The organism is Brevibacterium sp. K11IcPPYGO002, from assembly GCF_050920635.1.
GTDB lineage: Bacteria > Actinomycetota > Actinomycetes > Actinomycetales > Brevibacteriaceae > Brevibacterium.
Window position 1 is genome coordinate 169777 of record NZ_CP131929.1, and the last position, 15714, is coordinate 185490.

The window sequence follows — 15714 nt, forward strand, 5'->3', positions numbered from 1 at the left end:
CACATGACACAGCAGAAGGACATCGACGGCATCGAGCCGGTCCGTCGGGGTGCTGTCGCGCAGCCGATCGGTGCCGGGCGGATCTCGGTCGATGAGGCTCCGCTCAATCGGCTCGTGCTCCTCGTCGCGGTGGCGGCCTTCGGTGGAATATTCATCGACGGCTACATCCTCGGGGTCATCGGCGGGGCGGTCTCTCCGGCAGCTGCGGAACTGGGACTGTCGGCGCTGGGGCAGGGACTCATCGCGGCGAGTGCGCTCATCGGCATCTTCGTCTCCGGCCTGTTCTTCGGACGGATCGCTGACCGCTATGGGCGCAAGCGGGTGTTCTTCTGGAACCTCGTCGGCTTCGTCGTCATCTCCCTGGCCCAGCTCTTCGTCGTCGGCACCTGGGATCTCGTGGCCATGCGGCTGCTGTTGGGGCTGCTCATCGGCGTCGAGTACGCGGTCGGCACGGCCCTGCTCGCGGAGTTCACTCCGCGCCGCCACCGCAGCGTCCTGCTCGGATCGATCGCGGCCTTCTGGTTCATCGGGTTCATCTCCGCCTTCGTCGTCGCCCACGTCTGGGACGCGGACTCCTGGCGGATGCTCCTGGCCAGCAGCGCGGTGCCGGCACTCGTCGTCCTCATCCTGCGGATGGCGCTGCCAGAGTCGCCGAGGTGGCTGCAGGCGCAGGGCCGCACGGACGAGGCGCAGGCGATCATCACCGCGCACTACGGCCCGCAGTACGGACTGCCTCCAGCCCCGGCCGAGGTGGTCAAGACCCGGCTGCGGGACTTCTTCCGGGAGAACGACACCCGCACGATCATCTACTCCGGGCTGTTCTGGTTCTGCCAAGTGGGACCGCTGTTCGCGATCTTCACGTTCATCGTGCCGGTGCTCGACGACCTCGATCTCAACAACGGGTTCTCCACCGATCTGCTCATGAACGCGCTCCAGCTCTTCGGCGCCGGAGTGGGGCTGTGGCTGCTGTGGCTGCTGCCGAGACGCACCTTCGTCAACTGGACCTTCGCGCTCATGGTGGTCCTGCTCGTCGTCCTCGGCGGGTGGACTGATCTGCCGTCGCTTGTCGTGCTCATCGTCTTCGGCGCTTTCGTCCTCATCATCACCGCATCGAACAGCATCCAGTATGTCTATCCCCCGGAGATGTTCACCACCCGGTTCCGCAGCACCGGCGTCGGCTACGCCGCGGCATTCAGCCGGGTCGGTGCTGCCGGAGCCACCTATCTGTTCCCGGTCACGCTCGAACACCTGGGAGTTTCGAGCACCCTGCTCATCGCGGCGATCTTCCCCCTGGTCGGGTTCGTCGCCTCGATCTTCTGGGCACCGGAAACCAAATTCTCCGCATTGGACGTCTGAGCCCCGCTCCGGCGTCTGCTGCGACAACAGCCTCTACCACCGTCAACAACAAGGAGTACTCAGTGCCGAAGACATCACCACGAGTCGTCATCATCGGAGCCGGCATCGTCGGCGCCAACCTCGCCGACGAACTCGCGCAGCTGGGCTGGACCAACACCCTCGTCATCGAACAGGGCCCGCTGACCATCCCGGGCGGCTCGACCTCCCACGCCCCGGGACTCGTCTTCTCGTCGAACGGGTCGAAGTCGATGACCGAGTTCGCGCAGTACACGATCGAGAAACTCACCTCGCTCAAGGACGCCGACGGCCGCGGCTCGTTCCTGCCCGTCGGCGGACTCGAGATCGCCACCACCGAGGATCGTCTGCAGGATCTGCACCGCAGGGCCGGATGGAACCGGTCCTACGGCGTCGACGCCGACGTCATCGACGCCGACGAGTGCGCGAAGCTCTTCCCCATGCTCAACCGGGACATGGTCCATGGCGGACTGCTCACTCCGGGTGACGGGCTTGCATTGGCGGCGAAGGGAACTCAGCTCGTCATCGAACGTGCCCGTGCCGCGGGAGTCGAATTCCGCGACCGGACCACGGTGACCGACATCGAGACGACAGGCGGGCGGGTCAGCGCCGTCATCGCCGGTGAGGATCGGATCCCCGCCGATATCGTCGTCTCCTGCGCCGGATTCTGGGGACCGAAGATCGGTGAGATGGTCGGCACCCCGATCCCGCTGCTGCCGCTGGGCCACCAATTCGCCTGGACCACCGAGGTGCCCTCGCTCATCGGCAAGAACGAGGTGCCCGCCGGGGCACAGGCGCCGATCCTGCGCTACCAGGACAAGGACCTGTACTACCGCGAATGGGGTGAGCGGATCGGCATCGGCTCCTACGCCCACCGTCCGATGCCCGTCGACCTCGACACCCTGCGGACCTACTCGCCGGACGAGATCACATCCGAACGGATGCCTTCGAGCCTCGAGTTCACCCCGGACGACTTCGCCCCCGAATGGGAGGCGACGAAGACTCTGCTGCCCGAACTCGCACAGACGCAGATCCAGCGCGGGTTCAACGGAATCTTCTCGTTCACCCCGGACGGCGGTTCACTGGTCGGACAGTCCCGTCAGGTCGACGGATTCTTCGTCGCCGAGGCGGTGTGGGTGACCCATGGCGCCGGTATCGCCCGCGCCGTGGCGGAGCTCATCGCCGAAGGCCGGTCGAAGACCGACCTGTCCGGCATCGATCTCAACCGCTTCGAGGACGTGCAGACGACTCCGGACTACGTCAGCGAGACCTCGCAGCAGAACTTCGTCGAGATCTACGACATCATCCACCCGCTGCAGCCGCGGGTCGCCCCGCGTGACCTGCGGTCGAGCCCGTTCCGGCGGCAGCAGGAGGAGCTCGGTGCGTTCTTCCTCGAAACCTCCGGCTGGGAGCGTCCGCACTGGTTCGACGCGAACGCTGCTCTGCTCGAGGAGATGCCGTCCGAGTGGGCGGCACCGGAACGCGACGCCTGGGCGGATCAGTTCCACTCGCCCATCGCGGCGGCCGAAGCGTGGAAGACGCGCACCTCGGTGGCGATGTTCGACATGACCCAGCTCAAACGCTTCGAAGTCACCGGGCCCGGTGCCGGCGAACTGCTGCACGGGATGACCACCTCGTCGATGCTGCGCAAGCCCGGAGCGGTCAGCTATACGCTGCTGCTCGATGAGGCCGGAGGCATCACGAGCGACATCACGGTCGCGATCCTCGACGAAGAGACCTACCAGGTGGGAGCGAACTCGAACATCGATTTCGCCGCCATCTCACGGGCGGCCAAGCACCAGTCCGCCGCCGACCCGTCGAAGTGGGTGACCGTGCGCGAGACGACTCCGGGCACCTGCTGCATCGGGCTGTGGGGACCCCTGGCCCGGGACGTCATCGCCAAGGTCACCGATGAGGACTTCAGCGACGCCGGCCTCAAGTACTTCCGGACGAAGCCCGCAGTGCTCGGGGGAGTGCCGGTCACGGTGATGCGCCTGTCCTACGTCGGCGAACTCGGCTGGGAGATCTACACCTCGGCGGATCTGGGTTCGCGACTGTGGGATGTGCTGTGGGAGGCCGGTGAGGAATTCGGCATCATCGCCGGAGGCCGCGAGGCGTTCAACTCGATGCGCTTGGAGAAGGGTTTCCGGTCCTTCGGCACCGACATGACCAGCGAACACGAACCGGTTCAGGCCGGACTCGGATTCGCCGTGAAGGCCTCGAAGACCGACGATTTCATCGGCAAGGCCGCGCTCGAGTCCAGGGCGGCTGAGGCGACGACGAAGCTGACCTGCCTCACCCTCGACGTGCCCTCGGACGTCGCGCTCGGCAACGAGCCGGTGTACGTGGTCGGCGGCTCAGGTGTCGCGGATGGGTACGTCACCTCGGCGGCTTACGGCTACACGATCGGGAAGTCGATCGCCTACGCCTGGCTGCCGAACACCCTGTCGGTCGGTGACGCCGTGGAGATCGAATACCTCGGCCGCCGTCTGCCGGCCACAGTCACCGCCGAGCCGCTCTTCGACCCGGAGATGACGCGCCTGAAGGGTTGAGCCGGGGCGGCAGTCGCCGCCGAAGCTCATCGAAAAACGCATGGAGCGTCGAGAAACGGGTGTGCGCCCGTTTCTCGACGCTCCATGCGTTTTTCGGCGGCTGGGCCGGTGGAGGTGTGTAGAAGGCCGACACCAATGTTCCATATGGTGGATTTTCTTTGACCGGCTGATGGGACCGGGAAAGTATGTGAGGACAGTGCTCGTTCCGCAGAGCCCGGTACCCGAAGGAGTGTCCATGTCCTCACCTGCGATCATCGGCTGGTCCCACGGCAAGTTCGGCCGGTCCGAATCACCGCTGCCCCAGATGATGGCCGACGTCGCCCGCGATGCCATCGCCGAGGCTGGACTGGAACCGGCCGACATCGACGTCATCCACGTCGGCGTCTTCAACAACGGGCTCTCCCGCCAAGGATTCGAAGCCGCCCTGCCGGGCACCGTGTTCCCCGAACTCGGCCGCACGCCCGCCCACCGGCACGAGAACGCCTGCGCCACGGGGTCTGCCGCGATCTTCGCCGCCCACGACTCCATCGCCGCCGGCCGCCACAAGACGGCCCTGGTCATCGGTGCCGAACGCATGACCCAGGCCTCCGGCCACGACGTCAACGAGGTGCTGCTCAGCGCCAGCTTCCGAGAAGAGGAAGAGCACTTCAAATCCTTCGCCGGAGTCTTCGGCGAGATCGCCCGCCAGTACTTCGCCCGCTACGGCGATCACTCGGAGGCACTGGCGAAGATCGCCGCGAAGAACCACGCGAACGGATCGCAGAATCCTCTGGCGCATATGCAGAAGGACCTCGGCTTCGACTTCTGCAACACCGTGAGCGAGAAGAACCCGTACGTCGCCGAACCCCTGCGCCGCACCGACTGCTCGATGGTCTCCGACGGAGCCGCGGCGCTGGTCCTGGCCGCCGAGGATGTCGCCGCCTCCGCGCCGCAGGCCGTGACGTGGAGGGGCATGGGCAACGCCAACGACGTCCTGCCGCTGTCCCAGCGCGACCCGCTCGAGATGGCGGGCGCCCGCGCGGCCATGAACCAGGCGCTCACGGCCGCCGGCATCGGCATCGACGACCTCGATTTCCTCGAGACCCACGACTGCTTCACCATCGCCGAACTCCTCGAATACGAAGCCTTCGGCCTCGCCGCTCCCGGTCAGGGACACACTCTGCTCGACGAGGGCGCCACCGGGATCGGCGGTCGTCTGCCCGTCAATCCCTCCGGCGGACTCAAGTCCAAGGGCCACCCCATCGGCGCGACCGGTGTGTCCATGCACGCCCTGGCCGCCGCTCAGCTGACCGGTCGGTCACCCGGCATCCAGATCGAGTCCCCGGAACTCGCCGGAGTCTTCAACATGGGCGGTGCCGCCGTGTCGAACTTCGCCTCCGTCCTCGAGCGCGTCCGCTGATGCGCGCCGTCTCCCAGACCTCCCCGGCCAAGGACTTCACGCCCACACCTCGGCGCGGGGTCAACGTCTCCCACTTCCTCACCCAGACCGCCCGACGTCTGCCCGACCGCCTCGCCGTCGTCGACGACGATCACGGGCAGCGGTGGACCTGGGCCGAACTCGACGCCCGCGCCGAGGCGCTCGCCGCCGCCCTCCAAGCCGGTGGGGTGGATCGTCGCGACACCGTCCTCCTCGTCTCGGCCAACCACGCCGAGGTGATCCAGTCGTTCTGGGGGATTCTGCGCTCCGGCGGGGTCATCGCCCCACCGAACGCGGCCCTGTCGACCGAGGAGCTGCTCGGCATCAGTTCCGAGGTGGCCCCGGCGGCCGTCATCGCCGACCGCGCCCACTCCGATTTCGTCACGGCCCTCGAAGGCACGGGCTTCACCGGCCCCGTCTTCTGGATCGGGGACCTGCCCACCGGCGGCACCTCGCCGAGCGCACGACTTGACGTCGACAGCATCCTTTACGAAGAGTCGTCTCGGCGCGAAGGTGTGCTCTCGGCGGAGGTGAGTGATGCCGAAGCCGTCGACTCGACGGTCGATGAGGACGACCCCTGCTGGTACTTCTTCACCTCCGGGTCGACCGGCCGACCCAAGGCCGCGACGTTCACGCACCGCCACCTCGGCGCGGTGCTCATGAACCACCGCTGCGACCTCTTTCCCAACGAGGACGAGACGGGAGCCTCCCTTGTGCTCGCACCGCTGTCGCACGGGGCGGGCATCCACATGCTCGGGCAGGTCTTCGGCGGCACCCCATCGGTCATCCACCCCGGCGGCAAGCCCAGCGTGGAGTCCCTGTGGCCGGCCATCGACGCCTACGGGATCACGAACGCCTTCACCGTCCCGACCATCCTCAACCGCATCGTCGCCGGCTTTCCCGACGGCCGCGGACCCGAGGACCACACCCTCGAGCGCGTCATCTACGCAGGTGCCCCGATGCTCGCGACCGACCAGGCTCGGGCGCTCGAGCGGCTCGGACCCTGCCTCGTCCAGTACTTCGGCCTCGCCGAGGTGACCGGAGCGATCACGATCCTCCGCCCCGAGGACCACGGAGCCATCCCCGTCGACAACGCCGGCATCGGCACCTGCGGCCGTGCCCGCACCGGAGTCGAGATCGTCATCGTCGACGAGACCGGCACGCAGCTGCCCACCGGAGAGCAGGGCGAAGTCTGCGTGGCCGGACCGACCGTGTGCGCCGGCTACCTCGGTCGCCCCGATGCCAACGCCGAATCCTTCGCCGGCGGACTCTTCCACACCGGCGACGTCGGCTACCTCGACGACCGCGGGTACCTGTTCCTCACCGGCCGCAAATCCGATATGTACATCTCCGGCGGATCGAACGTCTACCCCCGCGAGATCGAGGAGCTCCTCCTCACCCACGCCGAGGTGGCCCAGGCCGTCGTCGTCGGCGTGCCCGACCCGCAGTGGGGCGAGATCGGCGTGGCCGTGATCGAACGTGCGAAGGCGCCGGCCGGTGCCGATGCTGGTCCCGGCGGCGGCGACCGGGCCGATGCCGCGGATACGAGCAGCATCGCCGACTTGGCCGAGCGGCTGACCGCGCTGTGCAAGTCGGGGCTCGCCGCGTACAAGGTGCCCAAGGAGATCCACGTCGTCGAGACGATGCCGGTGACGGCCTACGGCAAACTCGCGCGCAAGGAACTCAAAGCCGAATACTCGCAGGGACGGGGCAGCGCACGATGAGCACAGCAGACACGGCAGTCGTGTCAGGGCCGGCAGGTAGGTTAGTCGGCACGACGATCATGGCCATCGGCTGCGGCACTCCGGACGGGGAGGTGAACAACGGCTTCGCTGCGGCCATCGGATTCCTTCGCGAGGGGGCGAAGGTCTGCATCGTCGACCGTGACCCAGGTGCGCTTGACGAAGCGACACGGGCCCTCGCCGAGGCGGCCGCCCGGGCCGACTCGAACGGGGCGGACACCACCGGGCGGTGCCACCTCGGTGGGGTTGATCTCGACGCTCAACTGACCACGGTCGTCGCCGATGTCGGCGACGAGGACTCGCTGGCGGCGGCGTTCGCCCATTGCGCCGACCGCCTCGGCGGGCCGACCGTGCTCCATTACAACGTCGGAATCGTCGTCAACGGAGGAGTCGACGACCTCGCCACCGACGGCTTCCGCCGAGCCCTCGACATCAACCTCACCGGGGCGTTCTCGGCGATCAAGCATGCCCTGCCGCATATGCGCACGGCCGGGCACGGGTCGATCATCACGGTGTCCTCGGTCGGCGGGATGCGGTATATGGGCTATGACTACCCGGCGTATGCGGCGTCGAAGGCCGGGCTCATCGAGCTGACGAAGGTCGTCGGCGCGCAGTACGCCTCCGAAGGCATCCGCGCGAACTCGATCGCCCCGGGGCTCATCGAGACCCCGCTCATCCATCGTTCGATCTCGGGTCACTACGACTCGGTCGAGGAGATGCTCGCCGCCCGGCACGCCCAATCCCCGACCGGGTCAATGGGCCGACCCGAAGACGTCGCGGACCTCGCGGTATTCCTCGCATCACGCGAATCGACCTATATCAATTCGACGCTCATCCCCGTCGACGGGGGACTGACCCATTACGCGGGGATGCCGAAACGATGACGCGGACGGTGCGTACGGACGGCGGCGACCGCCTCGGCGAGGGACTGCGCCGCAGCGGGGCCTGACCCCGCCGAACTCAACGACAGTGAAATAACGGAAATCAAGGAGGCAATGGTGCCGAGAACACGGACGACGAGGACCATGCTCGTCTGGTCCGCCGTACTGATGGTGTGCGCCCTGCTGCTGGCGGGGTGCGGAACGAACTTCGGCACCACCGACGACGGCAAGCAGCGCTACCGCTGGAAGATGACGGTGACGACGGGCTCGACGAGCACGTGGTACCTCGCGGCACAGAAGCTCGCGAAGGACCTCGAGAAAGAGACCGACGGTCGGATCACGATGAAGATCTTCACGAGCGAACGACTCTCCGCCGGCGAACCCACCGCCGGGGTCGAACAGCTCATGGACGGTGCGAAGGACTTCTCCTACAACTCGCCGATCATCTACGCCGGCGTCGACCCGCGCTTCGGCGCCGTCACCGCGCCCTTCGTCTTCGACTCCGTCGAGGACGGACAGGAGGCACTCGCCGGTGCCGGCGGGCAGGTGTACAAGGACTACCTCGCCGAACGCGGAGTGCATCTGCTCGGCTTCGGCGAATCCGGGATGCGGCAGCTGACGAACACGCACCGGCCCATCCACACCCCCGAGGACATGCGGGGCATGAAGTTCCGCATCCCCGGCTTCGGCATGTACACCGACCTCTACCGGCAGATCGGCGCGAACCCGACGACGATGCCCTTCAGCGAGGTCTTCACCGCGCTGCAGCAGGGTGCCATCGATGGGCAGGAGAACCCGATCGACGTCATCTACTCGGCGAACCTGCAGGAGGTCCAGCCGTACCTGACGCTGTGGAACTACTCCTACGACCCGCTCATCCTCGGCGTCAACAAGGATCTCTTCGACTCCCTGACGCCCGAGGATCAGAAGCTTGTGACCCGGCTGGCCGGTGATGCGAACGCGTTCCAGATCAAGAAGAACCGTGACGGTGAGTCCGAGCTCATCGACAAACTCAAGGAATCCGGTATGGAGGTCAACGAACTCAGCGACGAGGAGAAGGACGCCTTCCGCGCGAAGCTGGGTCCGATCTACAGCGAATACCGCAAGGTCTGGGGACCGGACATGGCCCAGGCGTTCATCCCGAAAGGACTGTGAGATGAGAGTCATCAGATTCTTCGAGGACTGGGTCATCATCGCCTCGTTCATGGTGATCGTGATCGTCACCTTCGTCAACGTCCTCTCCCGCTACATCTTCAAGGCCTCGCTGGCCTTCTCGGAGGAGATCACCATCAACCTCCTCGTCGTGCTCACGATGATGGGAGCCGTCGTCGGGATCCGCCTCGGCGCGCATCTCGGATTCACCTACCTCGTCGAGAACGCGAAGGCAGGGACCCGCCGCGCTCTGCTCTTCACCGGCACCGGACTCATCGTCGTCTTCCTCGCCGTTCTCCTCATCTGGGGCGGCGAGATGACGATCGCGCAGGGGCTGCGCGGCCGGGCGACCCCATCGCTGGGCATCCCGCAGTGGCTGTTCACCCTGTCCATCCCCTTGGCCGGTCTGCTCGGAATCATCCGCAGCATCCAGGCCCTGCGGACGGCTCTGGGCGAGGACACCTCCGCCGAGGCGGTCGTCGACAGGCTCGCCGGTGAGGCGACCCCGACCGTCGATTCGTCCGAATTCTCAGCCGATGCCGAAGGAGGCCGGAAATGATCGCGCTTCTGCTCTTCGGCAGCTTCTTCCTCTTCCTCGGCCTCGGGATCCCCGTCGCCTTCGCCCTCGGCCTGTCCGCCGTCGTCACGCTTGTGACCACCGACGGCTTCCAGGTCCTCGACGTCGTGCCCTCGGTGATGTTCCCGTCGATGAGTTCGGGCACGCTGCTGGCGATCCCGTTCTTCATCCTCGCCGGCATCGTCATGCAGTACACGGGCATCTCGCAGCGGCTCGTCGACCTCGCGTTCCTCATCTTCGGACGCCTGCGCCACGGCCTGGCCGCGGTGACGATCATCTCCGCGTTCTTCTTCTCCGCGATCTCCGGATCGGGGCCGGCCACCGTGGCCGCGATCGGTGCGATCCTCATCCCCGCGCTCGTGCGCAACGGGTACCAGAAGAAGCATGCGGTCTCCCTCGTCGCGGCCTCCGGGTCGATTGGCATCGTCGTGCCCCCGTCGATCGCGTTCATCATCTTCGCCGTCGTCGCCGCCGAGTTCGGGTCGATCTCGATCTCCCGGCTGTTCATCGCCGGCATCGTGCCCGGCATCATCATGGCGCTCGCGTTCTTCATCGCGGCCCTGTTCGTCCCGCGGGTGCGTGAGCTCGCCGGTCTGCCGGTGAGGGCCAAGGCCGGCGCCGAGGCGGGGGCCGGGTCGACGTCGACTGCGGTGGGGTCTGGTTCCGCCGGGAACGGCGGTTCGGGTGACGGTGCGGCAGGCGATTCTGCGACAGCGGGCAAGACTCAGCTGCTGACGACGAACGGGAAGGCCGCCTCGGCGAGTTCCGGATCGTCCGGATCGGGCGTCGGAACCGTCGATCCGACGGTCACGGCCCATCACGACGGCGGGTTCGGTGAGTTCATGTCCGCGCTGATCAAGGCGATTCCCGGGCTGCTCATCCCGGTGATCATCCTCGGCGGGATCTACGGCGGAATCTTCACCCCCACCGAGGCGGGAGCCGTCGCATCCGTGTACGCGCTCGTCGTCGGGGTGTTCGTCTACCGGGAGCTGACCTGGAAGGACATGCCGAAGGTGTTCCTCGAGTCCGGGGTCTCGACCGCGGTCATCATGTTCATCGTCGGCGTGGCCAGCCTCTTCTCCTATGTCATCACCGTCGAGGGGGTGGCCGACCGGATCTCGACGGCGGTGCTGGGCGTGACGGACAACAAGTGCCTCATCCTCGCGGCGATCACGATCATCCTGCTCATCGTCGGGGCCTTCGTCGACGCGATCAGCGCGTTCTACCTGTTCATCCCGATCCTCGTGCCGATCCTCATCGGCGTGGGCGTGGACATGACGACGATCGGTGTGTTCATGACCGTCAACCTCGCCATCGGCCTGTTCACCCCGCCGGTCGGGCTCAACCTCTATGTGGGAGCGGGCATCGGGAAGATCAAGCTCGAGGAGGTCGCGCGCGGAATCATGCCGTTCCTCATCTGCGCGATCATCGCCCTGCTGCTCATCACCTACATCCCGGCGATCTCAAACTGGCTGCCCGACCTGCTCGGGGTCGGATAGTTCGGTCTGCCAGCTGTCGGGGCCGGCGCCTGCGGGCGTCGGCCTCGGCCGGCGGGCCCGGCCATTCGGTCGGGCCGGGAATCTCACGTCTCACTCACCTCTGTCGAAGGAGAATCATGGAACCGTATCTGCTCACGAACAAGACGGCCCTGGTCACCGGTGCCGCGCAGGGCATCGGCCTGGCCATCGCCAGCGCGCTTGCCAGGCGGGGTGCCTCGGTCGGGATCGTCGACCTCAAGGGCGCGGAGGAGGCCGCGGCCGGGCTGGCTTCGGAGTACCCGGATCAGCGATTCGCGGCGTTCTCCCTCGATGTCCGCGACGCCGACAAGGTGACTGCCGCGGTGGGGTCGTTCGTGTCGACCTTCGGGGGTCTCGACATCCTCGTCAACAATGCGGGCACGGCCGCACGCATCGGCATCGATGAGATCACCGCTGAACAGTGGCAGCGCGATATCGAGACCAACCTCGGTGGGACGTTCAACTTCATCAAGGCCGCCGTCCACCCGCACATGTGGGAGGCCGGGAGCGGGTCGATCATCAACATCTCGTCGATCTCGGGCATCAACGGGGGAGCGGTCTCCGACGGGGAGGCCGGTGCCCGCTCGGGGCCGGCGTATGCGGCGAGCAAGGGCGGGATCATCGCCCTGACGAAATGGGTGGCCAAGGAGTACGGACGCCGGGGCATCCGCTGCAATTCGGTGGCTCCCGGCCCGGTCGAGTCCGCGCTCACCGTCGGACAGACCTATGACACCTCGGGCCAGGCGCTCGACCGTATGGGTCAGCCGGATGAGATCGCCGAGGCGGTCGCCTACCTCGCCACCGACGGTGCCGCATTCACGACGGGGCAGATCCTGCGCGTCGACGGCGGGGCCGTGATGTCGTGAGGGAAGTCTGAGTTGAATCAGCGCCTCGGGACGTTACCTGTGCCGGGGCGCTGTTCTGTCGGCCGTGGCTGGCGGGTCAGTTCGTGCGGCGGACGAAGAGTTCGAAGGTCACTGCCACCGGGTTGGCTCCGGATTCGAGGGTGCCGAAGCTGACTTCTCCGGCGACGTCGACGACCTCGCCGAAGAGGGTGACCTGCGGGGTCTCGCTCGCGGCATCGGTGACGGTTCCGCTCAGGTGGGTGAACTCGACGGCCGGCCATGGGGCACTGCCGCCTGTGAACACGGCTCCGGTCGTGCTGCCGAGGCTCGCTGTCACCTCGGCGGAGTCGAAGCCGGCGGTCCGGCAGACGGCGAGGACCGCCTCGCCGAGGATCTCACCAGGACGGATCCGGGAGACGACGGCATCGGCGGGGCGGGCCGCCTCGGCGAGATCGGGCGCGGTTGATGCTGACGCGGTGGCGTGTGCCGGTGTGACCGGGTGCGGCGCGAACGCGGAGAACCCGGTCTCGGGATCGACCTCACTGAGCAGCTGCGCGTCAGGGAGGGCGAAGAGTCGGATCGTCAGTCCGGCCGGCCCTGCCAGCGTGCCCGGCAGCAGATGGCCGCCTCTGGCTTCGTTGTCGGGACCGGTCCACGATGCGTGGACGTGGCAGAAAGGAGAGCCGTCACGGACGCCGATGGTGGCCGATGCATGTCGCAGTCGGGTGGGGACATCGATGGTGAACGCCTCGGTGAACGACATCGGGTGCTCGGCATCGGGACCATAGGCGGGGTGGACGTAGTCGATGTGCCCGAATTCGCCGGAGACGAACTCGGCCATGATGCCGGGAACGGCGAAATCGGTCAGCGATTGCTCGAGGGCGCTGAACAGGTCCGCGCCCTCCGTGAGTTCGAGGACGTGCTCAGTGCAGCGAGTCGGCACGGAGACGATGCGGGGACTCTGTCGCTGGCCCGCGTGGACGACCGCCGTTCCCGGCGCTTTGAGTGGGAAGGTCGGCTGTTGAAGTGCTGTCGTCTCGGCTCCATTGCTCATGGCTCGATTATCGTCGGCGGCCAGCGTCGATGTCGCCGAGAATCCATGTGGTGGAACGTGATGTTCCACAGCTTTTGAGGAATCAGAGGCTGTTCTGCAGGGCCTCCACGACAAGGTCGAGGCCGTGGGACTCGCGGCGCGGATCGGCTTCGAGGATCTGGATGTAGCGTGATTCGATATCCGGGTCGATGATCGGGACCGCTGTGCAGCCGACCGCATCGAGATTCGTCGGAATGGTCCGTCCCGCCATCATGGCGATCATCGACGTTCCCACGAGCGATCGCAGCATGAGCACTGGACACGTGGCCTCAAGTGACGGGGAGAAGACCTGCCCCTGCGCTCGCACGGCCTGCTCGATGCGCATCCTCGCCGTGTTCCCTGCGGGCAGGGTGCCGACGGGATAGTCGATCATGTCTCTGATGAACAGGCTGGACCGGTCGGCCAGCGGGTGGTCCTCGTCGAGGATTGCGAAGTTCGCCGCTTCGACCTCGGCGACTCTGCGTACTCCGGGCAGAGTCCCGAACTCCTGGCTCGAGACCGAGAAGTTCACGCACAGATCGGCCTGTCGATTCCGCAGCACCTGCAGAGCCTCGACCGAGCCTCGGTCGATGATGCTGACCTGAACTCGGTCCGTTGTCCGCATGAGCCGGTTGATGGCATCGGCCACCACGGTCTGCCCCAAACCGGTGCTCGTCACGATCGAGACCGTTTCGACGGCGCCCGAGTACTCGCCGAATGAGTCGGCGAGCAGTTCCGACTCGGCGATGGTCCGGCGAGCGAAATCGGCGACGGCCAGGCATTGAGCGGTGGGAATGACGCCGGAGCTCGTCCTCTCGAACAGCTGTGTGCCGTAATGCTCTTCCAGATTCCTGATCTGACGGCTGGCGGTCGAGTGGGAGATGAAGATCGACCTCGCGGCCAGGTGGATCGACCCGTATTCGACGACGGCGAGCAGAGTGGTGAGACTGCGGAGATCGGTCATCGTGGTCGTCCTTCGGGCCGGGTGCGAGACCAGCGTACGTCGGTGGTGCAGCAAACGCACCACCTCGGTGCGGGAATCGCACCCGGGCGTGGACGGATCCGGCTGTCGCCGAGCCTGCTCCTCGGCGAGGCTGGCAGTCATGAACACAGAGAACACCGGCCGCGAGGCTGCGGCACAATCCGCCGAGACCCGAACCGACCTGGCCCGACGTGCCGGTGCATTCGTCCGCAGCACGGACTTCATCGACCGTCTCTCCCGCCGGGTCGCGCGCCGCACCGAAAGCCAGGCTCCCGGGGGCGGGCCGGCAGCGCTGGCCTACCTCAGCGAGGAGATCGTCCCGGAACTCGCCGAACTCGGTTTCTCCTCGACCATCCACGACAACCCGGAATCGGATGAGCATCCATTGCTCATCGCCACCCGCGTCGAGGACGAGCGGCTGCCGACGGTGCTGCTCTACGGCCACGCCGATGTGCAGTTCGCCCACGACTCGCAGTGGGCCGAAGGGCTCGACCCCTGGGTGCTCACCCGTGACGGTGATCGCCTGTATGGCCGCGGCACCGCCGACAACAAGGGACAGCACAGCGTGAACACGGTGGCGCTGCGGACCGTGCTCGCCGGTCTCGGCGGGACGGGCTCAGTCGCCGAGGCGACGCTCGGCTACAACGTCACGGTCCTCCTCGAGACCGCCGAAGAGGCAGGATCCATGGGCCTGCGCTCGTTTGCGGCCGCACATGCCGCTGACCTCTCGGCCGAGCTCTTCCTCGCCTCCGACGGTCCGCGGATCGCCGCCGAGGTGCCCACGCTCTTCCTCGGCTCCCGCGGGGCCCTGAACTTCCGGCTCATCGCCCACGAACGCGACGGCGACCATCACTCGGGAAACTGGGGCGGTCGTCTGCGGAACCCGGCCACGGTCATCGCCGCCGCAATCAATGCGCTGGTCGATGGCCACGGCGTCATCCGGATCCCGGCTCTGCGCCCCGACGCTCCTCCCGCCTCGGTGATCGACGCGGTGGCGAAGCTTCCCGACATCGTCGAGGAGGGGGCGCCGGAGACCGATCCGAACTGGGGCGAGCCCGGTCTGAGTCCCGCCGAACGGGTCTTCGCCTTCAATGTCCTCGAGGTCCTCGCTCTCGATGCCGGGGATCCGGCTCAGGTCGTCAACGCGATCCCCGGCACCGCCTCGGCGAGCATGCAGCTGCGCTACGTCGTCGGCACGGATGTCAGCGACTTCGAGAACCGGGTCCGGATCTTCCTCGAAGAACAAGGGATCCACGGGGTCGCGGTCGAGTTCGAACACTGCATGCCGGCCACACGTCTGGACCCGGGAGCACGAGTCGTCACGGCGGCGGCGGAATCGATCCGTAAGACGACCGGACTTGGGGCCGCCGTCGAGCCGAACCTCGGGGGAACGATTCCGAACGATGTCTTCGCCGAGGTGCTCGGACTGCCGACCGTCTGGGTGCCGCATTCCTACCCGGGCTGCAATCAGCACGCACCCGATGAACATGCCCTGGTGTCGATCCTCGAGCAGGGGGCGGAGATCATGACGGGAATGTTCTGGGACATGCATATGCGTCCGGACGACTGGTTCTCCTCGAAATGACCCCACCTGCTGTCGGAGGCC

General features: G+C 66.8%; 12 protein-coding genes. 10 read left to right on the forward strand and 2 right to left on the reverse strand.

The window, feature by feature from the left end:
- Window positions 1-3: 3 nt before the first annotated feature.
- From QYM46_RS00805 to QYM46_RS00845, 9 genes are all read left to right on the forward strand, one after another.
- Window positions 4-1356, forward strand: a complete 1353-nt coding sequence (locus QYM46_RS00805; protein ID WP_432790328.1) for an MFS transporter — start codon at window positions 4-6, stop codon at window positions 1354-1356.
- Window positions 1357-1418: 62 nt separating this feature from the next.
- Entirely contained in the window at window positions 1419-3923 is a 2505-nt protein-coding gene (locus QYM46_RS00810; RefSeq protein WP_432790329.1) for a GcvT family protein, read from the forward strand.
- 235 nt (window positions 3924-4158) lie between these two features.
- The gene (locus tag QYM46_RS00815; RefSeq protein ID WP_432790330.1) at window positions 4159-5322 is read left to right on the forward strand and encodes a thiolase domain-containing protein; all 1164 of its coding nucleotides are present in this window, start codon (window positions 4159-4161) and stop codon (window positions 5320-5322) included.
- Entirely contained in the window at window positions 5322-7064 is a 1743-nt protein-coding gene (locus tag QYM46_RS00820; protein ID WP_432790331.1) for an AMP-binding protein, read from the forward strand. Before QYM46_RS00815 ends, QYM46_RS00820 begins: the two co-directional genes overlap by 1 nt.
- A complete protein-coding gene (locus QYM46_RS00825) occupies window positions 7061-7966 on the forward strand; it encodes an SDR family NAD(P)-dependent oxidoreductase (RefSeq protein WP_432790332.1) in 906 nt (301 codons plus the stop codon). The genes QYM46_RS00820 and QYM46_RS00825 overlap by 4 nt, the downstream gene beginning before the upstream one ends.
- Window positions 7967-8077: 111 nt before the next feature.
- Window positions 8078-9118, forward strand: a complete 1041-nt coding sequence (locus QYM46_RS00830; RefSeq protein WP_432790333.1) for a DctP family TRAP transporter solute-binding subunit — start codon at window positions 8078-8080, stop codon at window positions 9116-9118.
- Between the two features lies 1 nt (window position 9119).
- Entirely contained in the window at window positions 9120-9674 is a 555-nt protein-coding gene (locus tag QYM46_RS00835; protein ID WP_432790334.1) for a TRAP transporter small permease, read from the forward strand.
- A complete protein-coding gene (locus tag QYM46_RS00840; protein WP_432790335.1) occupies window positions 9671-11191 on the forward strand; it encodes a TRAP transporter large permease in 1521 nt (506 codons plus the stop codon). The genes QYM46_RS00835 and QYM46_RS00840 overlap by 4 nt, the downstream gene beginning before the upstream one ends.
- Before the next feature lie 116 nt (window positions 11192-11307).
- On the forward strand, window positions 11308-12075 hold the full coding sequence (locus QYM46_RS00845; RefSeq protein WP_432790336.1) for an SDR family NAD(P)-dependent oxidoreductase: 768 nt from the start codon (window positions 11308-11310) through the stop codon (window positions 12073-12075).
- 76 nt (window positions 12076-12151) lie between these two features.
- On the opposite strand, the gene QYM46_RS00850 is transcribed toward QYM46_RS00845, so the two are convergent.
- Both QYM46_RS00850 and QYM46_RS00855 read right to left on the reverse strand, forming a co-directional pair.
- On the reverse strand, window positions 12152-13108 hold the full coding sequence (locus tag QYM46_RS00850; protein WP_432790337.1) for a PCC domain-containing protein: 957 nt from the start codon (window positions 13106-13108) through the stop codon (window positions 12152-12154).
- Window positions 13109-13190: 82 nt separating this feature from the next.
- Complete coding sequence (locus QYM46_RS00855) at window positions 13191-14090, reverse strand: LysR family transcriptional regulator (RefSeq protein WP_432790338.1); 900 nt, start codon at window positions 14088-14090, stop codon at window positions 13191-13193.
- A gap of 139 nt (window positions 14091-14229) precedes the next feature.
- Here QYM46_RS00855 and QYM46_RS00860 point away from each other — a divergent pair, with 139 nt between their 5' ends.
- Window positions 14230-15693, forward strand: coding sequence for a M20/M25/M40 family metallo-hydrolase (locus QYM46_RS00860; RefSeq protein ID WP_432790339.1), 1464 nt, complete (start codon window positions 14230-14232; stop codon window positions 15691-15693).
- Window positions 15694-15714 lie beyond the last annotated feature (21 nt).